Source organism: Streptomyces sp. NPDC055955, assembly GCF_042270245.1.
In the GTDB taxonomy this organism is placed as follows: Bacteria; Actinomycetota; Actinomycetes; order Streptomycetales; family Streptomycetaceae; genus Streptomyces.
In genome coordinates this window covers 98,798-121,572 of sequence record NZ_JBHJYS010000004.1, presented here as the reverse complement: position 1 = coordinate 121,572, position 22,775 = coordinate 98,798, and the positions used below count along the sequence as shown (strand labels likewise).

Annotated in this window: 18 protein-coding genes; 13 read left to right on the top strand and 5 right to left on the bottom strand. The window is 69.2% G+C overall.

Going from position 1 to position 22,775, the window contains the following annotated elements:
- Nucleotides 1-125 precede the first annotated feature (125 nt).
- Entirely contained in the window at nt 126-347 is a 222-nt protein-coding gene (locus tag ACFC96_RS09195) for a helix-turn-helix domain-containing protein (RefSeq protein ID WP_376611118.1), read from the top strand.
- Nucleotides 344-1,060, top strand: coding sequence for a Clp protease N-terminal domain-containing protein (locus tag ACFC96_RS09190; protein WP_376611117.1), 717 nt, complete (start codon nt 344-346; stop codon nt 1,058-1,060). The genes ACFC96_RS09195 and ACFC96_RS09190 overlap by 4 nt, the downstream gene beginning before the upstream one ends.
- 103 nt (nt 1,061-1,163) lie before the next feature.
- On the opposite strand, the gene ACFC96_RS09185 is transcribed toward ACFC96_RS09190, so the two are convergent.
- Nucleotides 1,164-1,337: a hypothetical protein gene (locus ACFC96_RS09185; RefSeq protein ID WP_266571716.1), complete on the bottom strand. Its 174-nt coding sequence runs from the start codon at nt 1,335-1,337 to the stop codon at nt 1,164-1,166.
- A gap of 30 nt (nt 1,338-1,367) precedes the next feature.
- Complete coding sequence (locus ACFC96_RS09180; protein WP_376611115.1) at nt 1,368-2,822, bottom strand: ferric reductase-like transmembrane domain-containing protein; 1,455 nt, start codon at nt 2,820-2,822, stop codon at nt 1,368-1,370.
- 508 nt (nt 2,823-3,330) lie between these two features.
- Here ACFC96_RS09180 and ACFC96_RS09175 point away from each other — a divergent pair.
- The 6 genes from ACFC96_RS09175 (at nt 3,331) to ACFC96_RS09150 (ending at nt 9,589) form a co-directional block, all read left to right on the top strand.
- A complete protein-coding gene (locus tag ACFC96_RS09175) occupies nt 3,331-4,764 on the top strand; it encodes an NAD-binding protein (protein WP_376611113.1) in 1,434 nt (477 codons plus the stop codon).
- Between the two features lie 123 nt (nt 4,765-4,887).
- Complete coding sequence (locus ACFC96_RS09170; RefSeq protein WP_376611111.1) at nt 4,888-5,133, top strand: DUF6332 family protein; 246 nt, start codon at nt 4,888-4,890, stop codon at nt 5,131-5,133.
- Nucleotides 5,134-5,521: 388 nt separating this feature from the next.
- Nucleotides 5,522-6,499, top strand: coding sequence for an aldo/keto reductase (locus ACFC96_RS09165; protein ID WP_376611109.1), 978 nt, complete (start codon nt 5,522-5,524; stop codon nt 6,497-6,499).
- A gap of 25 nt (nt 6,500-6,524) precedes the next feature.
- Nucleotides 6,525-6,683, top strand: coding sequence for a hypothetical protein (locus tag ACFC96_RS09160; protein ID WP_376611107.1), 159 nt, complete (start codon nt 6,525-6,527; stop codon nt 6,681-6,683).
- Between the two features lie 287 nt (nt 6,684-6,970).
- The gene (locus tag ACFC96_RS09155) at nt 6,971-8,041 is read left to right on the top strand and encodes an NAD(+)/NADH kinase (protein WP_376611106.1); all 1,071 of its coding nucleotides are present in this window, start codon (nt 6,971-6,973) and stop codon (nt 8,039-8,041) included.
- A gap of 267 nt (nt 8,042-8,308) precedes the next feature.
- Nucleotides 8,309-9,589 (top strand): ATP-binding protein, encoded by a 1,281-nt coding sequence (locus ACFC96_RS09150; protein WP_376611562.1) that lies wholly within the window; start codon nt 8,309-8,311, stop codon nt 9,587-9,589.
- Nucleotides 9,590-9,721: 132 nt separating this feature from the next.
- Here the strand turns inward: ACFC96_RS09150 and ACFC96_RS09145 are convergent, their stop codons facing one another.
- Nucleotides 9,722-12,910 (bottom strand): glycoside hydrolase family 3 N-terminal domain-containing protein, encoded by a 3,189-nt coding sequence (locus ACFC96_RS09145; protein WP_376611104.1) that lies wholly within the window; start codon nt 12,908-12,910, stop codon nt 9,722-9,724.
- 176 nt (nt 12,911-13,086) lie between these two features.
- Between ACFC96_RS09145 and ACFC96_RS09140 the strand changes: the two genes are divergently transcribed.
- From ACFC96_RS09140 to ACFC96_RS09130, 3 genes are all read left to right on the top strand, one after another.
- Nucleotides 13,087-14,241, top strand: coding sequence for an ROK family protein (locus ACFC96_RS09140; RefSeq protein WP_376225421.1), 1,155 nt, complete (start codon nt 13,087-13,089; stop codon nt 14,239-14,241).
- Between the two features lie 224 nt (nt 14,242-14,465).
- Nucleotides 14,466-15,641, top strand: a complete 1,176-nt coding sequence (locus ACFC96_RS09135; protein WP_376611102.1) for an ROK family protein — start codon at nt 14,466-14,468, stop codon at nt 15,639-15,641.
- A gap of 591 nt (nt 15,642-16,232) precedes the next feature.
- Complete coding sequence (locus ACFC96_RS09130; RefSeq protein WP_376611100.1) at nt 16,233-17,450, top strand: MFS transporter; 1,218 nt, start codon at nt 16,233-16,235, stop codon at nt 17,448-17,450.
- A 294-nt stretch (nt 17,451-17,744) separates the two neighbouring features.
- On the opposite strand, the gene ACFC96_RS09125 is transcribed toward ACFC96_RS09130, so the two are convergent.
- Both ACFC96_RS09125 and ACFC96_RS09120 read right to left on the bottom strand, forming a co-directional pair.
- Nucleotides 17,745-18,662, bottom strand: coding sequence for an endo-beta-N-acetylglucosaminidase H (locus ACFC96_RS09125; protein WP_376611098.1), 918 nt, complete (start codon nt 18,660-18,662; stop codon nt 17,745-17,747).
- A gap of 315 nt (nt 18,663-18,977) precedes the next feature.
- Complete coding sequence (locus ACFC96_RS09120) at nt 18,978-19,505, bottom strand: hypothetical protein (protein WP_376611097.1); 528 nt, start codon at nt 19,503-19,505, stop codon at nt 18,978-18,980.
- A 290-nt stretch (nt 19,506-19,795) separates the two neighbouring features.
- On the opposite strand from ACFC96_RS09120, the gene ACFC96_RS09115 reads away from it, so the two are divergent.
- Nucleotides 19,796-20,374 carry an amidohydrolase family protein gene (locus tag ACFC96_RS09115; protein WP_376611095.1) on the top strand — a complete coding sequence of 193 codons (579 nt, stop codon included), beginning with the start codon at nt 19,796-19,798 and terminating at the stop codon, nt 20,372-20,374.
- A 22-nt stretch (nt 20,375-20,396) separates the two neighbouring features.
- Nucleotides 20,397-22,580, top strand: coding sequence for an RNA polymerase recycling motor ATPase HelR (gene helR, locus ACFC96_RS09110; protein WP_376611560.1), 2,184 nt, complete (start codon nt 20,397-20,399; stop codon nt 22,578-22,580).
- The last annotated feature ends 195 nt before the right edge of the window (nt 22,581-22,775 follow it).

Genomic DNA, 22,775 nt, shown 5'->3' with positions numbered 1-22,775 from the left:
ATCCCGATGCTAGGAAGCCCCGGGGCGTCCGGCCTGATCTGGTGCTCCGATCGATGCGCCCACGCCCGACAGTCGGTCGTCAGCATATGTTGACGATCGCCACGCGTCAGCATATGCTGACGGCCATGGAGAGCACACTCGAAATCGCCGAGGGCGCCGCCAGCAGCGACCCGGACACCGGGCTCCGGGCGGTGGCCGCCCTACGAGAACTCACCGAACGGCTGGAGATCCTCCAGGTGGAGAACGCCCGCAAGCTGGGATGGTCCTGGCAGGACATCGCGGAGCGGCTCGGCGTCACCAAACAGACCGTGCACCGCAAGTACAGCCGCCTGATGGGGAGTCGATGATGTTCGAACGCTTCAGCCCGGACGCCCGCAGCGTGGTGGTCCACACCCAGGAACACGCCCGCCGGCTCGGCCACCATCACGTCGGCCCCGAGCACCTCCTGCTCGCCCTCGTCTCCCTGGACCAGCCCGCGAGCGCCGTACTGCGCGAGCACGGCGTGACGCCGGAGAGAGTGGAGGAGGAGATCGTGCGCCTGGCCGGACTCGGTGCCGGGTCCCGCCTGTTCGGCACCCTCAACCGGGACGCGCTGGCGTCCGTGGGGATCGACATCGACGCGGTGCGCGCCAGGATCGAGGAGTCCTTCGGGCCGGAAGCCCTCGCACGCGCCGACAGCGCCGTCCACGGCGGGCGCCGCCCGTCCAGGCGCGGCCCACGTCGCACGGTTCCCACGGCCCTCGCCCGCCACTGGCGCCGGCGGCGCGCCGCCCGACGCCCCGTCCTCACGGCACCGGCCACCGCCCCCACCGGCCTGCGCCAAGCCGCCGGCGCTCGCCCAGCCGGGCACATCCGGTTCTCCCCCCGCGCCAAGGAGAGCCTCGCGAACACCGTCCGCGAGGCGCAGGCCCGGCACGACCGTCACATCGGCGTCGAACATCTCGGCCTCAGCCTCGTCACCATGACCAGCGGCCTCGTACCTTCAGTGCTGTCGGCGCTCGGCGCCTCTGCCCCTGCGTTGCGCACCGCGATCATCGACCGGTACCGGCAGGCGAGCTGATCCCCTCTCCCTCCCCGTCATGGGGCCAGCGCGTATCCGCACCGTCCCGTCGTCCGCCCGGAGTGCCTGACCCGCGGGCCAGGCGGAAAGGTGAGGACAGGCTTCAGGGCGCCGTCGCCGTGGTCCGGTCGGGGGCGGGCGGGGCCGTCGGGTCGACGGTGAGGACGAGGAACGTCGCGACGAGCGCGCTGGCCCCCGCCAGCCCCGCCGCGAGACGGCGGCGCGCCGTGAGGGTGGGAAGGGGCGTGGGGCCTGCGGGCTTGCGGTGGCGTCCCATGGTGGGTCTCTCTGTTGCGGTCCGGACGGGTCAGAACGTGAAGCACTCTGCGTGGATGTGGCCCTCGGGCACCCCGGCCCGCACCAGAGCCGTCGTGGCCGCGGCCGTCATCCCGGGCGGCCCGCACACATACACGTCGTGCTCGGCGAGTTCGGGCACGAGATTGCGCAGCGCCTGCGGTGCGAGCGGGTCGAACGAGGCGTCCGACGGACCGAGCAGATAGTGCAGGGCCGCCTGCCTGCTGCGGGCGATCGCCTCCAACTCCCCACTCAGGACAAGCTGTTCGGCCGTACTCGCGCGATACAGGAGAGTGAGGTCGCCCGCCGTTCCCGGCAAGGTCTCGAACAGGGCCCGCAGGGGTGTGATGCCGACGCCGCCCGCCAGGAGCAGCACCTTGCGCCGAGTACGGCGATGTGCGGTGAGCGCGCCGAACGGGCCGGTGGCCAGCACGCGCGTGCCCGGCGCGATTCTGCGGACGCGGCGCGTGTGCCGGCCAAGTGCCTTGACGGTGATACGCAGTTCGTCGCCGCGCACCGGCGCCGAGAGGGAGAACGGGAGCGACGTGTGCCAGAGCCCACCCCTGAGGAACCGCCAGCGGAGGAACTGGCCGGGCTCGGCACGCAGTCCGTCGAGCCCGATGCCCTGCATGACGACGGAGAAGACGCCGGGCCCTTCGCCATGGACGGCGACCACGCGCAGACTGTGCCGTAGCGCCTGGTGAACGGGTACGACCAGCCGGTACCAGACGAGCAGCACGGCGACGACCGCGTGCAACAGGGCCCACAGCCACCGCGTGACGACGCCACTCCCCACGTCCGGGCCCGCGAGTTGATGCACGAAACCCAGCGCCGCGGCCAGGTAGGTGAGCAGATGCAGGGCACGCCACGTCTCGTGGGACACGCGGCGGCGCACCGCACGAGCGCTGCTCACCCCGACGGCGACGAGCAGTCCCGTACCGGCGCACGCGGCCGCGATGGCCGGGTAACCGAGCAGATCCACGACGGTGGAGACGAGATCGGTGCCCGCGTGGGTGGCGTATCCGCACACCGCGAGGACCAGATGCGCCGCACACAGCCCCAGGACGTGGCGGCCCCCGGCAGCGTGACGGCGCGCGAGACGGTCGGCGCCCACACCGTGTTCGACCGCAGGTATGCGCGCCATGAGGAAGAGCATCACGAGGATGCCGTAGCCGGCGAGCAGTCCGGTGAGGTGTGCGCCGGTCGCGAAGAGCGCGTCGAGGCGCGCCGACGGTTCGGCCTGCACGGCCCACAGAGCGCTGACGCCGATGCCGCCCGCGGCGATGCCGGCGCGCAGCGCACGGGGCGAGATGCGAAGAGGCGCGGCGGGACGGCCGATGCGGGGCCGGCGTGTGGGCCGCGGGGGTATGGGCGGGAGTTCCGCGCCCGGGCCCTCGACGTGGCGCAGGTACGCGTTCAGTGCGGGGTACCTGGAGAGTTCGGATGCGCTGGCGGCCTCGGTCGTCACGCAGCCACAGTAGGGGCGGGAAGGGGTGAAGAAGGCCAGGTCAGAGCCTTCTCGCTGATCCTTAAGGCGGGCTTGAGGATCGCCTCACGAGTGGTTAAGCCACGGCCTCCTCCGACCCGGGCGGCGGGCCGCACGACCGCTCCGGGAACGCTGCTCGGTGTTTCGCGTTTCCGGGTTTCCGACTTCTTCGCCAGGCGGTCACCGTCCCGGACGACAGTGACTCCCGTACCGCACAAAGGACTTCAACTCTTTGTACACAATGTCGGACAGGGCGGGGACCCGACTCCCCAGTGGAGCGAGATACGAACCACGGGCACCCTGGTACAAAGAACACGTCTTCGGCTCCTCACGACCGTGCCTCACTCATCGGACACGGCTCACGAGCCAGATGTGCCGGCCGGACCGGCCCGCGCCGAAGCCCCCGCACCGAGCCTCGACCAGGCATGCCGGGCGCACTGATCAACAGGCGGCTCAGAGCAGCCGCCACCCGTGCAGAAAGGCCGACGGTTTGAACCCGCAGACATTTCAGGACGAGGCACCTCCCCACATACCCGCACCGGGTCAGCGCATCGTGATCATCGAGGACGACGAGGCGCTGGGGCGCTCCGCCGCCGCTCACATCGGCCGCTGGTACGGCACGGTGCACCGCCTGCCGCGGCCCGACGACGACACCCTGCGCGAGCACCTCGATCAGTGCGTCGACGCCGTCGCCGTCGTCTCCCGTGACGACATCGTCGCCCTGCGCTACGCCTTGCTGGCCGAACACCTCAAGCCCGGCATCCGGTTGGTCGTGACCCTCTTCGACCGCACGGTCGCCGACGAGGTCTCCCGTACAGTCCCCAACTGCACCGTCCTGAGCATGACCGATGCCATCGTGCCGAGCCTCCTGGCCGAGTGCCTCGCTCCGAACTACGCCATGCTCCAGCCCGACGGCGGCGACGTCATCGCGGTCCGGCGGGAGGACGGGACCACTTCCGTCGAGCGCCTGCACGCACGTGCTCTCGCGGCCCACGCGCCCGTTCACCCCCGGGCGTCCTTCCGCGCGTGGCTGCGCTCCCTCGGGACCTCGGCCAAGGCGCTCATCGCGAGTCTGGCCGCTCTGTCGGTGGCCTTCTCGGTGGACATCGCTCTCGGCGTCCTCGTCCTGCACGAGCACTGGACCGACTCCGTGTGGAACGCCGCCCGCGCCCTCACCACCATCGGCTCCTCGCCGGCGGCCGAGCACGGACCCGGCTGGTACAAGGTCCTGTCCGCCGTCTCCATGCTCGCCGTCCTGGTACTGGCGGCCATCTTCACCGCGAGCGTCGTCGACCGGTTCACCGGGCACCGCATGACGAGCATCCTGGGCGCCCGCTCCATCCCGCGTCGGGACCACGTCATCGTCGTCGGCCTCGGACAGGTGGGCCTGCGGCTGTCCGCGCGACTGAAGGGCCTCGGCATCAAGGTCGTCGCCGTGGAACGCAACCCCCAGGCGGCGTGCCTGCCCCTGGCGCGCTCCCTGAACATCCCGGTCGTCCTCGGCCGGGGTGGCGACCGCTTCCTGCTCGAACGCCTCTCCGTCCTGCGGGCCCGCGGTCTCGCCGCGGTCGGCTCGGACAGTCTGGCGAACATGGCGGTCGCGGTCGCGGCCCGGGCCGTCGCCCCCGACCAGCGGATCATCCTGCGCGCCGGAAGCGACGAGGTCACGACGGACTCGCAGTCGCTGTTCCGGATCGGCGCGGTCTGCGACTTCCCGCGCATCGTCGGCGCGTTCGTCGCCGCGTCGGTCCTGGGCGCCGAGCCGTCCAGCGTCTTCGTCGCCGAGGACCGCACCTGCGCCCTGTTCCCGGACGGCCAGGTGGTCGACCTCGCCGTCTGGGACACACGCCCGGGGCCAACAGCTGCCGAGACCGAACCCGACCGTTCGGCGTCCGAGGTCGAGGCATCAGCGGCCACGAACTGAGGGGGCCTCCATCAGCCGCACTCCGCCTAGGGCACCGAGGTGTCGCAGGGATCATTTGCCGGACACGACCTGAAAACCTGCGCGTACGTGGCCGCCGGCCGGTCCGGCTGCGATGCTTCCCCAATGGGGTCGAAACGGCGCAGTCAGGCCGAGCGGGACGCGATCACCGTCGAGATCGGCTATGCGCTGGTCAGCGCGTGCTTCCTCGGTGGTGTCGCGTTCGGGGCCATCGCCGGCCCCGCCGCCGTCTGGAACCTCCCGCGCGCCGTTGAACAGTTGTTGCTGGCAGCGGGGACTGTCGTGGGCGGCGTCCTCGCGGTGCTGCGAGTTGTTCACGTCCTGTGGCGGTTCGGATCGCCACACCGCTGACGGGACGCCAGGTTCACACGACGGAGGCCGCATCCGTACGTACAGCCACCAGCAGCACAGTTGCGTTCGCGGAACACCGGCGGCGGCGACCGGCCTTTGAGGCAACGTCAGCGGCACAGACCGCAAGCCGCTCGGCCCAGGCATGGGGGCCCTGTTGTTCCCCCTCACAACAGGGCCCCTCAGCAAGGGCGCGCAAGCGCGATGACGGCGGCAACTTGGCCGTAGGCTTCCAGCGAGACGTGCGGCCACAAGACCCGCCCCGGGGACACCGGTGACGGGCCGCGCAGGCCGCCGTGCTGCGTCCGGCCTCGGCGCCCCTGCCCGCGAGCAGCGGCCGGCGGCGGACCGGAGCGGAACCAGCCCGAAGACGACGGAGCGGAGAGCACTGATGCACCACATCCACCTGCGTGACCTGGACGTTTCCCGGATCGGTCTCGGGGCGATGGGCATGTCCCAGGCGTACACCGGCGCGGGGACCGATGATGCTGAGTCCATCCGTACCGTGCACCGGGCCCTGGAGCTCGGCGTCACCTTCATCGACACCGCCGAGATCTACGGTCCGTACACCAACGAGGAACTGCTCGGACGTGCCCTGAAGGGGCGCCGCGACCAGGTGGTGCTGGCAACGAAGTTCGGCCTGGTGTCGCACGGCGGCGACGGGCCGGGCCACCAGGATTCCAGCCCGGCCAACATCCGCACCGCCGTGGAAGGATCGCTCGCCCGCCTCGGCACGGACCACATCGACCTCTACTACCAGCACCGGGTCGACCCGAGCGTCCCCATCGAGGAGACGGCGGGCACAGTGGGCGAGCTGATTACCGAGGGCAAGGTCCGCGCATTCGGCCTGTCCGAGGCCGGGCCCGACACCATCCGCCGAGCGAACGCGGTCACACCGGTCAGCGCCGTCCAGTCCGAGTACTCCCTCTTCACCCGCGACCCCGAAGCCCGCGTCCTTCCGGCGCTGCGCGAACTCGGCATCGGCTTCGTCCCGTTCTCGCCGCTGGGACGCGGCTTCCTCACGGGAGCGATCCGCTCCACCGAGGGCTTCGACAAGGACGACTTCCGGCGGGACAACCCGCGCTTCACCGGCGACAACTTCCAGCACAACCTGCGCCTGGCCGACGAGGTCAGGGAGGTCGCCACCGAGGCCGGCGCCACCCCGGCCCAGGTCGCCATCGCCTGGCTGCTCGCCCAGGGCGACGACATCGCCCCCATCCCCGGCACCAAGCGCGTGACCCGCCTCGAGGAGAACGCCGCCGCCGACGCCGTGCGGCTCTCCCCCGCCCAGCTGGAGCGCCTGACGAACCTCCCGCCCGCGGCCGGTGACACACACAACGAAGCGCAGATGAAGATGATGGAACGCTGACCCGCCCGCACCCGAAGAAAAACACATGCACCACTCCACTCTGAACCTCGACGTCTTCGACTTCGAGCTCACCGACGACGAGATGGCGTCCATCGCCACCCCGGACACCGGGGCCACACTCTGCTTCGACCACCACGACCCTGAGATCATCAACTGGCTCAGCGCCCGGCGCCTGGACGGCTGAACGACTCGGGCCCGAGCCTTGACGTGGCGCCCTCGGCCGAGGGCTTCGGCTGCGGCGTGGGGCCGACACCCCCTTTTCGCAGCCCCGGCGTGGCGGCGGCTCGCGGTTCGGGGGCAGGTTCCGAGGGCGTACCGAACACGATGAGCCGTACGAGCCAAAAGTGCGTCCGGTCGGCGCGGCGCGCGGCGACCTCGCCGTTGTGACCGCTGCACTCACCGGGGCAGGAGTCACCACGAGACGCGGCCGGCCGGATCGGTCGAGGCACGCGGTCACCTTCGGAGGCGAAATTGTCGGTGAGCCGAGTCGGCCTCGTCGTTCACGGCGGGCGCGCGGAGGCCGTAGAAGCAGGTCGGGTCGTCCGTGCATGGTGCGATGAGAACGCCGTGCGGTCCACGGACATCGATGTGTGGCGCAACGGTGGGCCTCGTGACGACCGTACGGAGCTCGATGCCGCCGAGCATCCCGATCTCATCGTCACGCTGGGCGGGGACGGCACCTTCCTGCGCGGTGCACGGCTCGCCGTGGAGGACGATGCGCTGGTTCTGGGAGTCGACCTGGGGCGCGTGGGGTTTTTGACGGATGTGTCGGCCGAGGACGTGCGTGCGGCGCTCGACGCGGTCCACGAGGGACGGTTCAAGGTCGACAGTCGCATGCTGCTCGCGATGCGGGCCTCCCGCCGCCTGGAGGTTCCCAAGGACGTGGAGGACTGGGTGCAGTACGGCCATGGACGACTGATGCGGCCGCCCCCGGTACACCCGGACCTCAAGGGAGACGACGAGTGGGGTACCCCCTTGAACGTCACCGCGCTCAACGACATCGTCGTGGAAAAGCTCACCAGAGACCGCCAAGTGTCCGTCGGCGTCTACATCTGCGGCCGACTGCTGGCGTCCTACTCCGCCGACGCGCTACTGGTGGCCACGCCGACAGGCTCGACCGCCTACAGCTTCGCCGCCGGCGGGCCCGTCGTCTCACCCCGCGCCGACGCCCTCGTCTTCACACCGGTGGCCCCGCACATGGCGTTCGACCGGTCCATCGTCGCCGCCCTCGACGAACCCGTGGCCCTGCGCATCCTCGAGCGGTCCGGGCAGGCGGCCGTCAGCATCGACGGCCAGCTCCGAGGCGTGCTGGATCCAGGCGACTGGATCGCGGTGTACGCCGCCCCACGCCGGCTGCGGGCCGTACGCCTCGCATCGATGGATTTCTACGGCCGCTTGCGCGAGAGGATGAACCTCACCGACGCCCCGGCCGCCCTCGCCGACGGTTGCGCGCCCCGGTTGTGGTCCATCTCCACGCCTCCGCCCGCGGACATCGCCCATCTCGAGATGCTGCCGGTTCCGGATCCGTCCCTCGGTCAGTGACGGCCTCGGGTGTCCCGCCGAGGCCGTCTGACGCCCCTGGCACAGGAGGCGGCCCGTTGGGCCCTCGCCCCGTGTGGCCTCTGGGGCTGGCTCAGGCCTACCTGGCCTGCACGAAATCGGCAGACCGTGCACGGCGGACCGCCGAGGGATCGTTCGACGCGCGCAGGGGCGGCACGTACGCGGAGAATGGAGAAAGGATCGGTTGCCAGGAGCACCACGCCATCTGCCCTGCAGAGCGGCGGTGGCCCCTTCGCGAAGGTGGTGGCGATGCCGACGTGGCGATTGCGGGACTTCCACGATGACGACCTGGACCGCGCCATCCAGATCTGGGACCAGAACCAGCAGGCGGACGAGGCACCTGCCGTTTTCCCTGTGTCCGAGGTGGTGACCGCAGCCAGGGCCGGAGGGCCGGCCGTGGTGGCGGTGGTCGGCGACGAGCTGGTGGGCGTAGCCGTGGCGCAGTCCTTCGGCGAGCGGGGCTGGATCACCGTGGTGGCCCTGGCCGCGACGTGGCGCAACCGCGGCATCGGGAGCTCTTTGATCGCCGAGCTTGAGCGGCGCCTGCGGTCACAGGGAGTCCGCAGGATCGGTGCGCTCATTGCGCCGGGCGCGACGGGAACCGCAGCCTTGGAGAATTCCGGCTACCGCGCCCGGTCCGGGCTCGTCTTCTACCAGAAGGTCGAGCACCTCGGCGCGAGCGACGCCGGCCTCCTCGCGGAACTGGGGGGACGGATGCTTCCCGAGGGTCTGTGGAACAGCCTCGCGGGAATGGAACGGGAGAAGGAAGCCATCGAGCGGCGGATCGTGCTGCCGCTGGCCCAGCCTGTGCTGGCCGAGCAGTACGGAGTGAGGCCGCCGAAGGCGGTCATCCTCTTCGGGCCGCCGGGAACCGGCAAGACCAGTTTCGCCCGAGCGGTCGCCTCGCGGCTGGAGTGGCCTTTCGTGGAGCTCTTCCCCTCGCGGCTTGCGTCATTCCAGGAGGGAGGACTGGCGACGTCGCTGCGGGAGGCGTTCACCGAGCTGGCCGAGCTGGAGACGGTGGTGCTCTTCATCGACGAGGTCGAGGAGATCGCCTCTGTCCGCTCCGGTACGGCGGTCGACCCCAGTCACGGGGTCACCAACGAACTGCTCAAGCTGATCCCCGGCTTCCGCGATCACGACGACCGGCTCCTGATCTGTGCCACGAACTCCGTCCGCTCTCTCGACCCGGCGTTCCTTCGCCCTGGCCGTTTCGACTACGTCATCCCCGTCGGCCCACCGGATCCAAAGGCCCGTGCGGCGGTCTGGCGACGCTACCTGGGGCCTGCCGCCGCCCATGTCGACCTGCACCGCTTGGTCGAGGCAAGCGAAATGTTCACGCCGGCCGATATCGAGTTCGCCGCTCGCAAGGGTGCCCAAACCGCCTTCGAACGCGAAGTCGCCGAGGGGAAAGGCATCCCGATCGGCACGCAGGACTACCTTCAGGCCATCGCCCAGACCCGTCCCACACTCACCGACCAGGCACTGAGGGACTTCGCTCAGGACACCGAGGAGTACGTGCGTATGTGACAGGCAGACGCCGTACCTCCCCGGCTTCCTCCGGCACGCACCGCTCGAACATGTCGGACGAGCCGCCCGCGAACAGTCCGCCGGCAAGCGCGGGGGCGGCGGCCTCTGTGTGATCGGCCGCCGCCCGCATGGTCAGCGCTTGTGGTGGGGCTGCTGGACTCGGCCCTTGACGGAGGTGACCGCCGGGTCGAGGTTCTTGAACTGGTCGGTGTAGGGGCCCACCGAGATGCCTCGTACCTTTTGGGCCTGGGCCAGTTGCTGGAACGAAGCGGTCTTGGCCGCGGTGGTGAGGATGCGGATCGCGCTGCGCTGCAGGTCGCCCAGCCGCATCGTGTAGGCGTCGGCCGCGGGGTAGTTGCCGGTCAGGGTGACGGTGTAGGAGGTCACGGGGCTGGTCGAGTCCCCTGCCGTGCTGTGCTTCACGTCCGAGACCGTGACCGCTGCCTTCTGGGTCGCGGTCAGGGCGGAGGAGGCGAGCAGTTCCTGCACGGCCTGGTAGGCGTCGTCGACCGAGGTGAACTTCGGGTGAGCCGTGTAGGTCTGGTTGTTGATCGCATCGATCGTCGTGGTACCGGACAGCGGGGTCTTCGACAGGTCCGTCGTGCCGTCGACGGTGGAGGAGACGGTGGTGCTGCCGCCGGCTGCCAGGGTGAGTCCGCCGAGCTGGAAGGTGTAGCTGGTGGAACCGGTGCTCCGGACGGTCTTGGTGTAGGCGGGCAGGCCGTGGACGTCGATGGTCGGTGCGGCCTTGACGGTGGCGTTGACGATGTCGGAGGGCTTGCCGCCGGGCTCTATGAGGTCGTTGCCGGAGTACATGGTGTTGGTGGCGCCGTGCGCTCCGCCCCAGTCGGTCATGACGGTGCCCTTGAAGCCCCATTCGCCGCGGAGCACGTCGGTGAGCAGGTCGTAGTTGCCGGAGGCGTAGGTGCCGTTGACCTTGTTGTACGAGCTCATGACGGACATGGGCTGGGCGGCCTTGACGGCGATCTCGAAGCCCTTGAGCTCGATCTCGCGCAGGGCTCGCTCGCCGACCATGTCGTTGCCGGAGTTGCGGGCGGTCTCCTGGTTGTTCCCGGCGAAGTGCTTGATGGTCACCCCCACGCCCGGGTTGCTCTGGACGCCCTCGGTGGTGGCCGCGGCGGTGAGTCCGGAGATCAGGGGGTCTTCGGAGTAGTACTCGAAGTTGCGGCCGTTCAAGGGGTCGCGGTGGATGTTCATTCCGGGTGCCAGCCAGAGGGAGACCCCGTATTCGTTCATCTCCTTGCCCACGGCCGTGCCGACCTTGTCGACCAGGTCACGGTCCCAGGTCTGGGCCAGGAGGGTGCCGATGGGCCAGGCGGTGCCGTACTGGTAGGTGGGCGGGGTTGTGGCGATCTGCTGGGTGAGGCGCAGTCCCGCGGGTCCGTCGGACAGTGTCATGCTCGGGATGCCGAGGTCCTCGTGGGCTCCGGTGGTGTATCCGGCGGCTCCGACGGCTGACGGGGTGGTGCCTCCGACGCTGGAGCCTTCCACGATGTCGGCGAGCTGCTTCACCGTGAGTCCGGCGACGAACTGCTCGATCGAAGTCTTGCCCTTGGCCACGTCGTAGAGGGTGCTGCCGGAGCTGGTCCGGACGTGCTTGACCTTCTCTCCGGTCTTGGGTGCGTAGGGAGCACCCGTTCCCTCCCAGTCCTTCTCGTCCTGGTCGAGATAGACGGTGGTGGAGGAGATCTTGTCCCCGTCGAGGGCGTAGTAGGGCGAGGTCGAGTCGACGGTGACGTTCTGCTCGCTGTCGGAGGCATGGTTCTCGGTGTGGAACGACCGGGGGTCCAGGTTGATGCGCCGGGCGTGGGCGATCTCCTTCTTCTCGTCGGCGTAGGTGTAGAAGTCCGCGGGCTTGCTGGTGAGTTCGCTCGCGGGCTTCTGGTCGTTCAGCTCGTTGTGGTCCTGTTCGGTCACGACGGGCTTGGCGAGGTTGAGCTTGGCGGCGACGTGGGTGTTGCGGGACGAGTTGCCGACGCGGACGAGGTAGTCACCGGCGTCGAGGACCCATGCGGCTCGGGATTCGCTGTAGGAGGCCAGTGAGGAGGTGTTGAAGGTGACCGTCACGGTCTGCGAGGCGCCGGGTGCCAGGTCGTCCGTCTTCGCGTAGCCGGCGAGCTGCTGGTAGGCCTTGTCCGCGCCGGTCTGCGGGGCGGAGACGTAGACCTGCACGGTCTCCTTGCCGCTGTAACGGTGCCCGGTGTTGGTGACCTCGGCGGTGACCGTCACCTGCTTGGCGCTCGCGGTCACCTTCTGCGCCTGGATGCTGAAGTCGGTGTAGGAACCGCCGTAGCCGAAGGGGTAGTTGACGACGGAAGCCGGGTCGTTCTCGTTGATCGAGCGGTAGAAGGAATCGAAGTAGCGGTATCCGACGTAGATGCCCTCGCTGTACTCCTCGGTCGCGGAGTTGCCGTCATTGTTCGCGAAGGTCGCGGAGGCCGGGTAGTCGGAGTAGCTGGATGCCCAGGTGTCGGTGAGCTTCCCGGAGGGGGTGGTAGTGCCGTTGAGGACGTCGACGAGGGCGTTGCCGCTCTCCTGGCCGGCCTGGCTCATCAGCAGCATCGAGTCCAGGGCCTGTCCACCGGACGAGTCCTTCTCGGCGGCGTTGATCTGCTGGTAGAAGCTGGTGTCGATGATGCCGCCGGAGTTGATCACCACGACCACGTGCTGGTAGGTGCGGCCCAGCAGTTCGAGGTTGGCCCGTTCGGTGTCGCCGAGGAGGTAGTCGCCCTTGCCGGAGGAACGGTCCGATCCCTCACCGGAGTTGCGGGCGATGACGTAGACGGCGGTGCCGGTCTTGGCGGTCGGCTTCACCGTGTCCGTGGTCAGCGGCTGTTCCACGGAGGCGTAGTCGATCGTGGGGCCGAAGATGCCGCCGGTGGGGGTGCCGTACTTGGCGTCGTAGGCGCTGGTCATGGCGGACCAGTAGGCGTCGCTGGTGGTCACGCTGTAGCCGGCGTTCTCCAGCCCCTGGCGAGCGGTGATCGTGTACCGGTTGTTCACGTTGCCGGAGCCGGTGCCGCCCTTGACGGTCCGGTAGGCGCCGACTCCGTACAGGGCGATGTTGCCCGAAGAGGCGATGGGGAGAGCCTGGTCGTGGTTCTCCAGCAGGACCATGCCCTGCTCGGCCGCCTTGCGGGACAGGGCCGCGTTGGCCTGCTCAAGGGCGGTGGGCTGCGGGTCGGTCGTCGCGGCCTGGGCGGGTATCAGTCCGCCGAACATCAGGGTCGACGCCACGACCGAGGCTGCGGCGGCCACGATCATGGGTCTGTTCCGGGGGTAGCGCGGGGCGATGGTCATCGACAGCGTCCTCTCTGTCCAAGTCCGGCTGAGAGCCGGACGCAAGAGGAGGCTATGGAGCCGCTTTTGGCCCGTCAATAACTGAAAACAGCTACGATTCCCGGGTTTTGCGTTAACTCCGCAAAACAAATTCGCCCATCATTGGCTGAATGAAGGGAGGTGCCTATCATCAGCGCATGGACGTGACCTCCGATCGCTCCTCACCACGCAACAGGACCCGCGAAGAGATCTTCCGCGCCCTCCAGGGCGGCAGCATCACGCGCGCTCACCTCGTCGAGACCACGGGTCTGTCTCGCAGCACGGTGAACCATGCCGTTGCGCGGCTCATCGCCGAGGGGCGCGTGACGGAGGACGATCCAGCGGTCAAAGGCCCGGGCAGCGGCAGCGGCCGCCCCGCCGGCGTGCTGCGATGCGTGCCCCGCCACGGCAACGCCACGGCGATCGACTTCGGACACACACACGTCAAGGTCGCCGTCGTCGACGGCTCCGGCCATATGGTCGCCCAGCGACGCGCCGATCTGAATGTCGACCTGTACGCGGCTGAAGCCATGGACGCCGCCGCGGACATGTTGCGGGAACTTCGCCAGGACCACGAAATCGACGCCGGTTCCACCGTGGTCGTAGGGATTCCCGGGCCGCTGGACTCCGCATCCGGCCTGGTGCGCTCACCCACGATCCTCTCCAGCTGGGTCGGCCTCGACCCCGGACAGGAACTGATACGCCGACTCGACCTGCCGGTCCACGTCGAGAACGACGCCGTGCTGGGTGCCTACGGTGAACTGCGGCGCGGCGCAGGCAAAGGCTACGCAGACTTCCTGTACGTGAAGGTCTCCCACGGCATCGGGGCGGGCATCGTACTGAACTCCGAGCCCTACAGAGGTTCGCTCGGCTTCGCCGGGGAGATCGGTCACACGCCGCTGTCCGGGTACACGGAGCTGTGCCGCTGCGGCCGACGAGGCTGTCTGGAGGCTGTCGTCTCCGTCTCCTCGATCATGGCCCAGGTCGCCCACACTCATCCGAGCCTGCAGTCCGACGCCTCCCTCCAGGGGCAACCCGACGACCCCACGACCCGGCGCATCCTCAACGACGCCGGCCGCATGCTCGGAGGTGTTCTCTCCGTCCTGAGCAATCTCCTCAACCCGGCCGCACTCATCATCGGAGGCGAACTGGGAGCAACCGGTGGCCCGCTTCTGGAAGGTATCGACGCGACCGTGAAGCGCGACGCCCAACCCGCGATCGCCGCGTCCCTCAAAGTCCTGCCCGCCCAGCTCGGGGACAACGCGGAACTGGTCGGTGCGGCGGTACTGGCAGGCGAACTGGCCCAGAGGTGAAACGAGACACCGAGCTCCAGGCGGCGTGCAGTGTCGCGCCGACAGACACTGCCGGACGCGGACGGACGCTTCGCCGGGCACGTTGACACACCCGCATGACGCCGACACCTCAGACAGGGGCCCTCGGTCGGCGTCCACCGCCATGAACGAGGGCCTGCCCGACCACGCTGCTCGTCTCACCCCCGGCGAAGACGCATGCAGACACCTGCGCAAGAGGAACCATCATGACCGTGACGCGCGGACCGCGCAGCTCAGCCGCCCTCCTGGAAACTGCCGTCCTGAGTTGCTTCGACACGGTCCCGACCCTGAACCGTGCAGAGGTCGCCCAGCGCACCGGCCTGTCGCGGACCGTCGTCACCTCCGTGCTCAACACCCTGGTCGACCGGGGAACTCTCTCAGTCGTCACCGGCTCCCCGGTCAGAACGCCCGGCCGCCCCGCCATCGCCTATCAACTCCGCGCATTCGCCGACCCCGTCGCCTTGATCCGGTTCGGGGAGTCAACTTCCGATCTGACGCTGGTGAGCCCCGCGGGCCCGTACTCGCCTGCCCCGATCTCGATATCGGCCACTCAGCCCGACCGCTGGGCCGCCGCAGTCCTTGACCTTCTCGAGGAAGCCGACAGCAAACACAGCTCGCCGATCAGACAGGTGGTCATCGCCGCACCATTCCCCGTGTCCCGGGACGGCCATCCTGCGATCCCCGCCTCTGCCGTTCGAGACGAGCGTCTGGCCGGGTACTTCCGCACGGTGGAGGAGGCTCATGCACGCCTGAGCGCAACGCTCCGTCAGCCGGTCGTCCTCGTCAACGACGCCCAGTTGGCCGGACTGGGCGAGGCCGTCTTCGGTGCCGCCGCCGGCGTCCACTCCAGCGTGCACCTGAGCGTGCGTCACGGCTTCGGCTGCGGCATCGTCATCGGCGGCCGCCTCTTCACCGGTCCCGGCGGCACCGCAGGCGAGATCGCGCACGTTCAGATCAGCGCAGACGGGCGCGAATGTCTGTGCGGCGGCCGGGGCTGCCTGGCGACACTGTTGACGAGCAAGCACACGGATCGCGCCCTTGCCACGCTCTACGGACGCCCGCTCACCCCGGTCGAAGCGAACGAACTGGTCACTGCTCGCGACCCCCTGGCCATGGAGTTCTACCAGGACATCGGACACAAGGCCGCCCGAGCACTGGCCGGCCTGGTCACGGTCCTGACGCCTGATGTGATCGTCATTGACGCCGAACTCGGATCGGCACACATACCGTTCACCACCTCACTCGCCGACGGTCTGGCCGAACACTGCCCACCGACTCAGCTCCAGGGCCTGCGGCTCCTACGTGGCAGGCTCGCAGACGCGCAAGCATACGGAGCCGTGGCCCTGAGGCCAGACGTATCTGACCAGCGCGCGACACTGTGACCCAGAACCGACGGTGAGCGCCCGCATCCGCCCAGGTGGATCCGTTCTTCCGAGGTGCGCGAGGGACCGCCGGAACTCGTCGCCCCGCCGACTTCGCTGCGTCGCACGGTTGCGCCGGCCTCGCGGCGAGCGGCATGCTGCCGCCGGACGCGGCCAGGCACGGACGCGGACGCCGTCAGCGCATCCACACTGCGCGGGTGTACGCAGGAACAGGCCCCCGACATCTCGGGCGGACCCTCGACCATCGGCGACCGTCGACCCGACCGCAAACGACAGTCCCCTGCACACGCGCCCCCTCGCGGAAGGAAGAGCCGGCCGCAGGGCGCCGGCAGCACCAGGGCATGACAGGACGGGCGATAACGGGTGACGGAGGTCACCGACACATTCTGGTCGATCTTGGAATGCGCGAGTCCCCCGCACTGCTGAGCCTTGTGGGCTTACCCCTGCCCATCCCTGTCCACCCCTGCTCCACGGTGGCGCTGGGCCATGGTGCCCAGCGCGACAGACCACCGGGTCGGAGACCTTCCCGGTCCCCTCACGCCCATCCGCTCATGGACCACTGTCCCCAGTCTTCGAAAGGTCTCCCGCACCATGCCGCTGGCCCTCCTGGCCCTTGCTGTTGTCGCGTTCGGCATCGGCACGACCGAGTTCGCCACGATGGGGCTCCTGCCCCAGATCGCTGACGGCATCGACGTATCCGTACCGCACGCCGGCAACCTAGTATCGGCCTACGCGCTCGGTGTCGTCGTCGGCGCCCCCGTACTGACGGGCATCGGCGCGCGCGTTCCCCACAAGCGGCTGCTGCTGCTCCTGTCCGGGCTGTTCGTGGTCGGCAACATCGCCTCCGCGCTCGCTCCCAACTTCGGACTGCTCTTCGCCGCGCGCTTTCTGGCAGGACTGCCCCACGGAGCGCTGTTCGGCGTGGGCGCCGTCGTCGCTTCCCGGCTGGTCGCCCCCGAACGTGCCGCACGTGCCGTCTCGAAGATGTTCCTCGGACTCACCATCGCGAACATCGTCGGCGTGCCGGCGAGTACAGCCCTCGGGCAGCACCTCGGCTGGCGGTCCGCCTACTGGGCGGTCGCCGTCATCGGCATCCTCGCCCTTGCCTCGCTGGCCCTCTTCGTTCCCCACCAGCCACGCGGCCGGCAGTCCGGCATCCGGCACGAGCTGCGGGCGATGGGCAACAAGCAGGTCGCGATCGGCCTGGCCACGGCCGTCGTCGGGTTCGGCGGGTTCTTCGCCGTCTACAGCTACCTGGTGCCCATGCTGACGAACGTCACGGGCATCTCCGACTCCTCCACCACGCTGGTCCTCGCGCTCTACGGCGTCGGCATGACGCTCGGCACGGTGATCGCGGGCCCGCTCACCGACCGCGCCCTCAGGCCGACGCTGTACGCGGGACTCGCTCTGCTCGCCGCGGCGCTGGTGACGTTCTACTTCACCGTCCACAGCACGGTGCCCGCGCTGGTGACGATCGCCTTCATCGGCGCGATGGGTTCCCTCATCACCACGCCCGTCCAGATGCTGCTCATGGCCAAGGCGCAGAACGCTCCCACGATGGCGGCCGCCTCCAACCACTCCGCCTTCAACCTCGCCAACGCGGGCGGTGCCTGGCTCGGCGGCCTGGCCATCTCGGCGGGCTGGGGCTGGACCTCACCCAACCTGGTCGGGGCCGCTCTCGCCGTGGCCGGCCTGGGCCTCGCCTTCACGGGAGGCCTCATGGACCGGGGCACCCGAAGCTCAGAGGTAGTCACCTCCTCCCGTGCCGAACACCCGAAGGAAGCCGACCAGGTCACCGCCGCCCAATGAACGCGCGCAGGGCGCGTGCAGGCTCGTTCCCGTGGCCGTGGCCGCGGGAACGAGTTGCCGGAGCTGTGACCGCCCGCGGGATGGGCCCGGCATCAGTCCCTGCGCACTGAGCAGACCGACGCGATCCGGCCGTCGGCCTGAGCCTTATGGACCGGAAAGTGCGGGCGACATCGACGTTGCCGTGACGCGCCACCGTGCCTCGACATCGTTGTCGAAGCACGGCTCCACAGGTCGCTGCCCTACGCGATGCGGCAAGCCCCGAAGGGGCACCACATGCCGAGGCGTGCGCTGGCCCTACGGCGTGTAGACAGCGTCACTGCCGTACAGCTCCCTGGTGAACGCGGAGACGTCGGCGGTGCGGTCGGCGCCGTCGAGGTTGTACGTCAGGTAGACGCCATACCCCTCGCTGACGGTGCGGCGGGCGAGGTCGGCTGCCGTGCTCTGCGAAGTCCGGCCGATCTCGACGGCCGCCGGCGACAGCTTCGACTTGGGCAGTGCGATGCCGGGGACCTGCCAGCTGCCGTAGTACGGGTTCCAGGCGTAGTCGAACTTGGACGAGACGTCGACACCGCCGTAGGAGAGGCGCGTCGCGGCCGGGCCGATGTTGTAGAGACTGATGATCTTGTCCGGCATGTTCGCGCGCAGCGCCGTCACCAGGTACACGAACGAGCTGTCGTTGGGCTGACCGGTGCCGTTGTTGCCGTACTCGGCGTACTCGTCGTCGAAGTCGATGCCGTCGAGGCCGTACTTGGTCACGGTGTCCGACAGTTGCTTCGCGAACGCCGAAGCCGCTTGCTGGGACGGGAAGTTCGCGAAACCCGCGCCCTGGTGGTTGCCGAGCACCGAGAGGACGACCTTGATGCCCTTCTGCTGCAACGGCCGTATCTCCGTGGCCGCGTTGTCGAGGACGCGCTGCACGTTCTCGTTGAAGGACAGATACGCCGCCTTCGTACCCGTGTCATAGTTGATGTTCGCCGCGAAGATCACGGCGACGTCGAAGACGTTGCCTCCGCCGTTGGCGAGGGTGTACTTGCCGACGTTCAGCATGCTGTTGTTGTTCACCTCGACGTACGCCACCGAGGTCGGCCCCTGCTTCAAGGGCGCGGGAGCCGCAGTCGCGCTGGTCATGGTGGTCGTACCGAAGGCCAGGGCCGCGACGGCCGAGAGCGCGAGCACGGCCCTACGGGCCCTGCTCCGTACCAGAGTGAACATCGTTGATCGGTCTCCCATCGCATGGGGCGGCGCCCGACCTGTTCGGAAGCGCCGAGTGAGCCCTCCGAGTTTTCCGTTCCCGTGACCGAATCCCGAGAATCGTGCGCGACCTCTTCACGACTCCCACGCACGTTGCCCCGCAACTCGCCGTCCCGGCACAGAAGTTGGTGCGCCCAGGTCCACCGTCGACATTGAGGATGCGGATCCATCCATCCGGCCAGATCAAGCGTCATGCCGGCATTCGTGGAGAATCCGCCGAGTCGGTCGCGTCGGCGAACACGTCTTGCGGTCGGGAACGTAGGTGCTCCCCAGCTCTCATTGCCCGCCGAGCCGGACCGCAACAACCACGTACAGGGTCGCGGACGTCGTCAGAAGCAGAAAGGCGAGAGCTGTGTGGACGACGAGCCCGCGTCCCGGGGCGAGGCCCAGGTATGTCCGCGCCGCACGGCTCACCCGGGGGCGGGGGAGTCCTCGCGCGGCGTTCGCGTCAGCCTTCTCGATCGCTCGGCGCAGCTTCCCGCGGGATCTCTTCGTCGTGATGCCCAGGCGCACACCATGGACGTCGCACACCACCAGGGTGCGGTGCGGGCCGCTGTACGAAAAGGTCGTGAGCAGGCGGACGGTGGCGATCCGGTTCAGGTCGACGGAGCGTTCGCCGGTCAGCGTGCGCGCGGTCAGGTGCGACGACGAGTGCCGGAACGGGGCTCGTTCCTCGCCCAGTTCGGTCAGGAGGACGGGGCCGATGATCCCGCACAGCAGGGCGAGCACGATCGGTGCCCCTTCGGGGACTGCCCCGGTACGGGCGAGCCCGTAGCCGGCGAGGGGCAGCAGAAGGACAGCCACCGCCAGTCCCGATCCCACGCGCGCACGCGCCACGCTGCGGGTTGTGCTTGCTTCCACTGACGCCCCCGTCTCTGCCGAAGGGCACCAGCATGCCTGCACGGTGAGTCCTGCCGCACTGCCTGTGTCCGGCAATCTTCGACGCAAGAAACCCGCCGGTGGCAGGCGCCATACGCAGACGGTCGCGTTCGTGGCCCCGCCCTGAGCATGGGCCCTGTCCGGCAGCCCGCCTGCGCTCCTGGGCTGCACCGCCTGCTGGCCGCCTTCACGATCGGTTCACCCTGCGCCCTTAAGTGCAGTCGGCCGCCGACCTGATCCGCTCCGCCACCACGACCACCACGCGCTTCTTGCGCGAGGAGGGCCGGATCGGCACACTCGCCGTCGGCGCACACGCCGACCTGCTCGTCCTCGACGGCAACCCGCTGGAGGACATCTCGGTCCTGACGAAGCCTCGGGAACATCTGCGCCACGTCATCAAGGGCGGGCACGCCCATGTGTCGTACGCGAGCACCCACGGCACGCTTCGGCCGATGCCGCGGGAGCATTGCGTGGCGCTTCGCCACCGTTTGAGGGATGTGCCCGTCCGTGGAGACAAGGAAGGCACAGAAACAAGAAAGGCAAGGAGGTCTTCCCACTCCTTGCCACTCTTAACTTATAGCGCACTGGGGGGCTTGCGGCAAGGCCCCCACCATCCCTCACAATCGCTGGCCGAGGCCCGAACCTGCGGAAATGGGAGATCAACGAAGTGCATGTGTTGTTGTCGGTTGGCGGGTCGCGTGGCGGCGTCGAGCCGGTGGTGGGACTCGCGTCGCCGGTGTGGACGCTCGGTGCCGGGGTGCGCGTGTGCGCACCGTCGGACTTCGCAGACGTGACCTCGGATCGGAGCTGATGACAGTGACCTCCACGACCACCAGTGCGTTCGACCTGCCCGAGCGTCTCTCCTCCAAGGCTGACGCGAATCTGATCGCCGGCGACGAGGCGCACTTCGCGGCCATCGCGAGCAGCCTCGACCAGACGATCACCGAACTCTCCGACCGTCTCGACGCCCTGCGCAGGGCTCCCGGCGGCATCGGACGCGAGGCGATGGACCGGGACTCGGAGATCCACCGGCTGACAGGCCGCCTGCGCGCCCTGCGCCGCTTCGGCCTGGATCTGTGCCTGGGCCGTGTCGTCGGCGCGGACGGCACCGAGCCCCTGTACATCGGGCGACTCGGCCTCACCGACAGCGAGGGGCGACGGCTGCTCGTCGACTGGCGCTCCCCCGCCGCCGAGCCGTTCTTCGGGGCGACCCACGCCAACCCGATGGGCCTGGCGAGCCGCCGCCGCTACCGCTGGACCGGCGGCCGGATCAGCGACTACTGGGACGAGGTGTTCACCGCCGACGGCCTGGAGCAACGCGCCGCGCTCGACGACCAGTCCGCATTCATCGCCAGCCTGGGCAGCAACCGGTCGGCCCGTATGCGCGACGTCCTCGGCACCATCCAGGCCGACCAGGACGCCATCATCCGCGCCGGTTCGCGCGGCTCCCTGGTCGTCGACGGCGGCCCCGGCACGGGCAAGACCGTCGTCGCCCTGCACCGCTCCGCGTACCTCCTCTACTCCGACCCGCGCCTCAGCCACCGCCGGGGCGGTGTGCTGTTCGTCGGCCCGCACCGGCCGTACCTGGACTACGTGGCCGATGTCCTGCCCAGCCTCGGAGAGGACGGCGTCCAGACCTGCATCCTGCAGGACCTCGTCACCGAAGGTGCCGCGGCGACCGTCGAGACCGACCCGGACGTGGCCCGCCTGAAGTCCTCCGCGGACATGGTGCGAGCGATCGAGAAGGCCGTCAGGTTCTACGAGGAGCCGCCCACCAAGGGCATGACCGCCACGACGGCCTGGTCCGACATCTGGGTGAGCGCCGACGACTGGGCCGAGGCCTTCAAGGCGCCGGGGCCGGGCGCTCCGCACAACGAGGCACGCGAGCAGGTCTGGGAGGAACTGGCCTCGATCCTCATGGACAAGCAGGGCATGGACGAGGACGAGGACGGCGTCTCGCCCGATCTGTTCCTGCGGTCGCTGCGGCAGGACCGGGATCTGGTCGCGGCGCTCAACAGCGCGTGGCCCCTGCTCGAGGCCGCCGACCTGGTCTCGGACCTGTGGACGGTCCCCGCCTACCTGCGCATGTGTGCCCCCTGGCTCGACCGCGACGACGTGGCCAAGCTGCAGCGCAAGGACGCGCCCCAGGCGTGGACGGTGTCCGACCTGCCGCTCCTCGACGCGGCTCGCCAGCGGCTCGGTGACCCGCAGGCCGCGCGGCGCAAGCGGCAGCACGATGCCGCGGTCGCCGCCGAGCGCGAGCGCATGGCCCTCGTCATCGACGACATCATCTCGGCCGCAGACTTCAACTCGGCCGGCGACGACAGTGAGGGCGCGGTGCGGATGCTGCGCGGGAAGGACCTCCAGGACAGCCTGATCGACGAGAGCGCGCTGCCCACCGTCGCCCCTGACCGGCTCGCGGGACCGTTCGCGCACATCGTCGTGGACGAGGCGCAGGAACTGACCGACGCTGAGTGGCAGATGCTGCTCCTTCGCTGCCCGTCCCGGAGCTTCACCATCGTCGGTGATCGCGCCCAGGCGAGGCACGGGTTCACACAGTCGTGGGAGGAACGCCTGGAGCGGGTCGGCCTCGACCGGATCAAACTGGCGTCCCTGAGCATCAACTACCGCACTCCGGAAGAGGTCATGACGGAGGCCGAGCCGGTCATCCGGGCCGAGCTCCCCGACGCCAACGTGCCGACGTCCATCCGCAGCAGCGGCATCCCCGTCGTCCACGGACCGGTCACGGACCTGGACTCGATCCTCGATGCGTGGCTCGCCGCACACGACGACGGGATCGCCTGCGTCATCGGCGACTCCACGTTCCGGGCGACGTCACGCGTGCGGTCCCTGACCCCGGAACTGTCGAAAGGCCTCGAGTTCGACCTGGTCGTCCTCGTCGACCCGGAGGAATTCGGCGACGGTATCGAGGGAGCGGTCGACCGCTATGTGGCGATGACCAGGGCGACGCAGCAACTCGTCGTCCTCACGAGTTCCTGACGAGTTCCTGACCTGGGAGAGGCCGGTGTGATCACCGGCGAGGGGGCGTGCCCGAGCCTGCCGCGTACGTGGCGGGCTCGGGCACTCCGTCGTACCGGCCGACGTGCCTCAGGTGCGGTCGTCGACGACATGGACCAAAGTCCATCTGAGCGTGCCGAGGTCACAGTCACGAACTGCCGCATGGCCTCCGGTTGC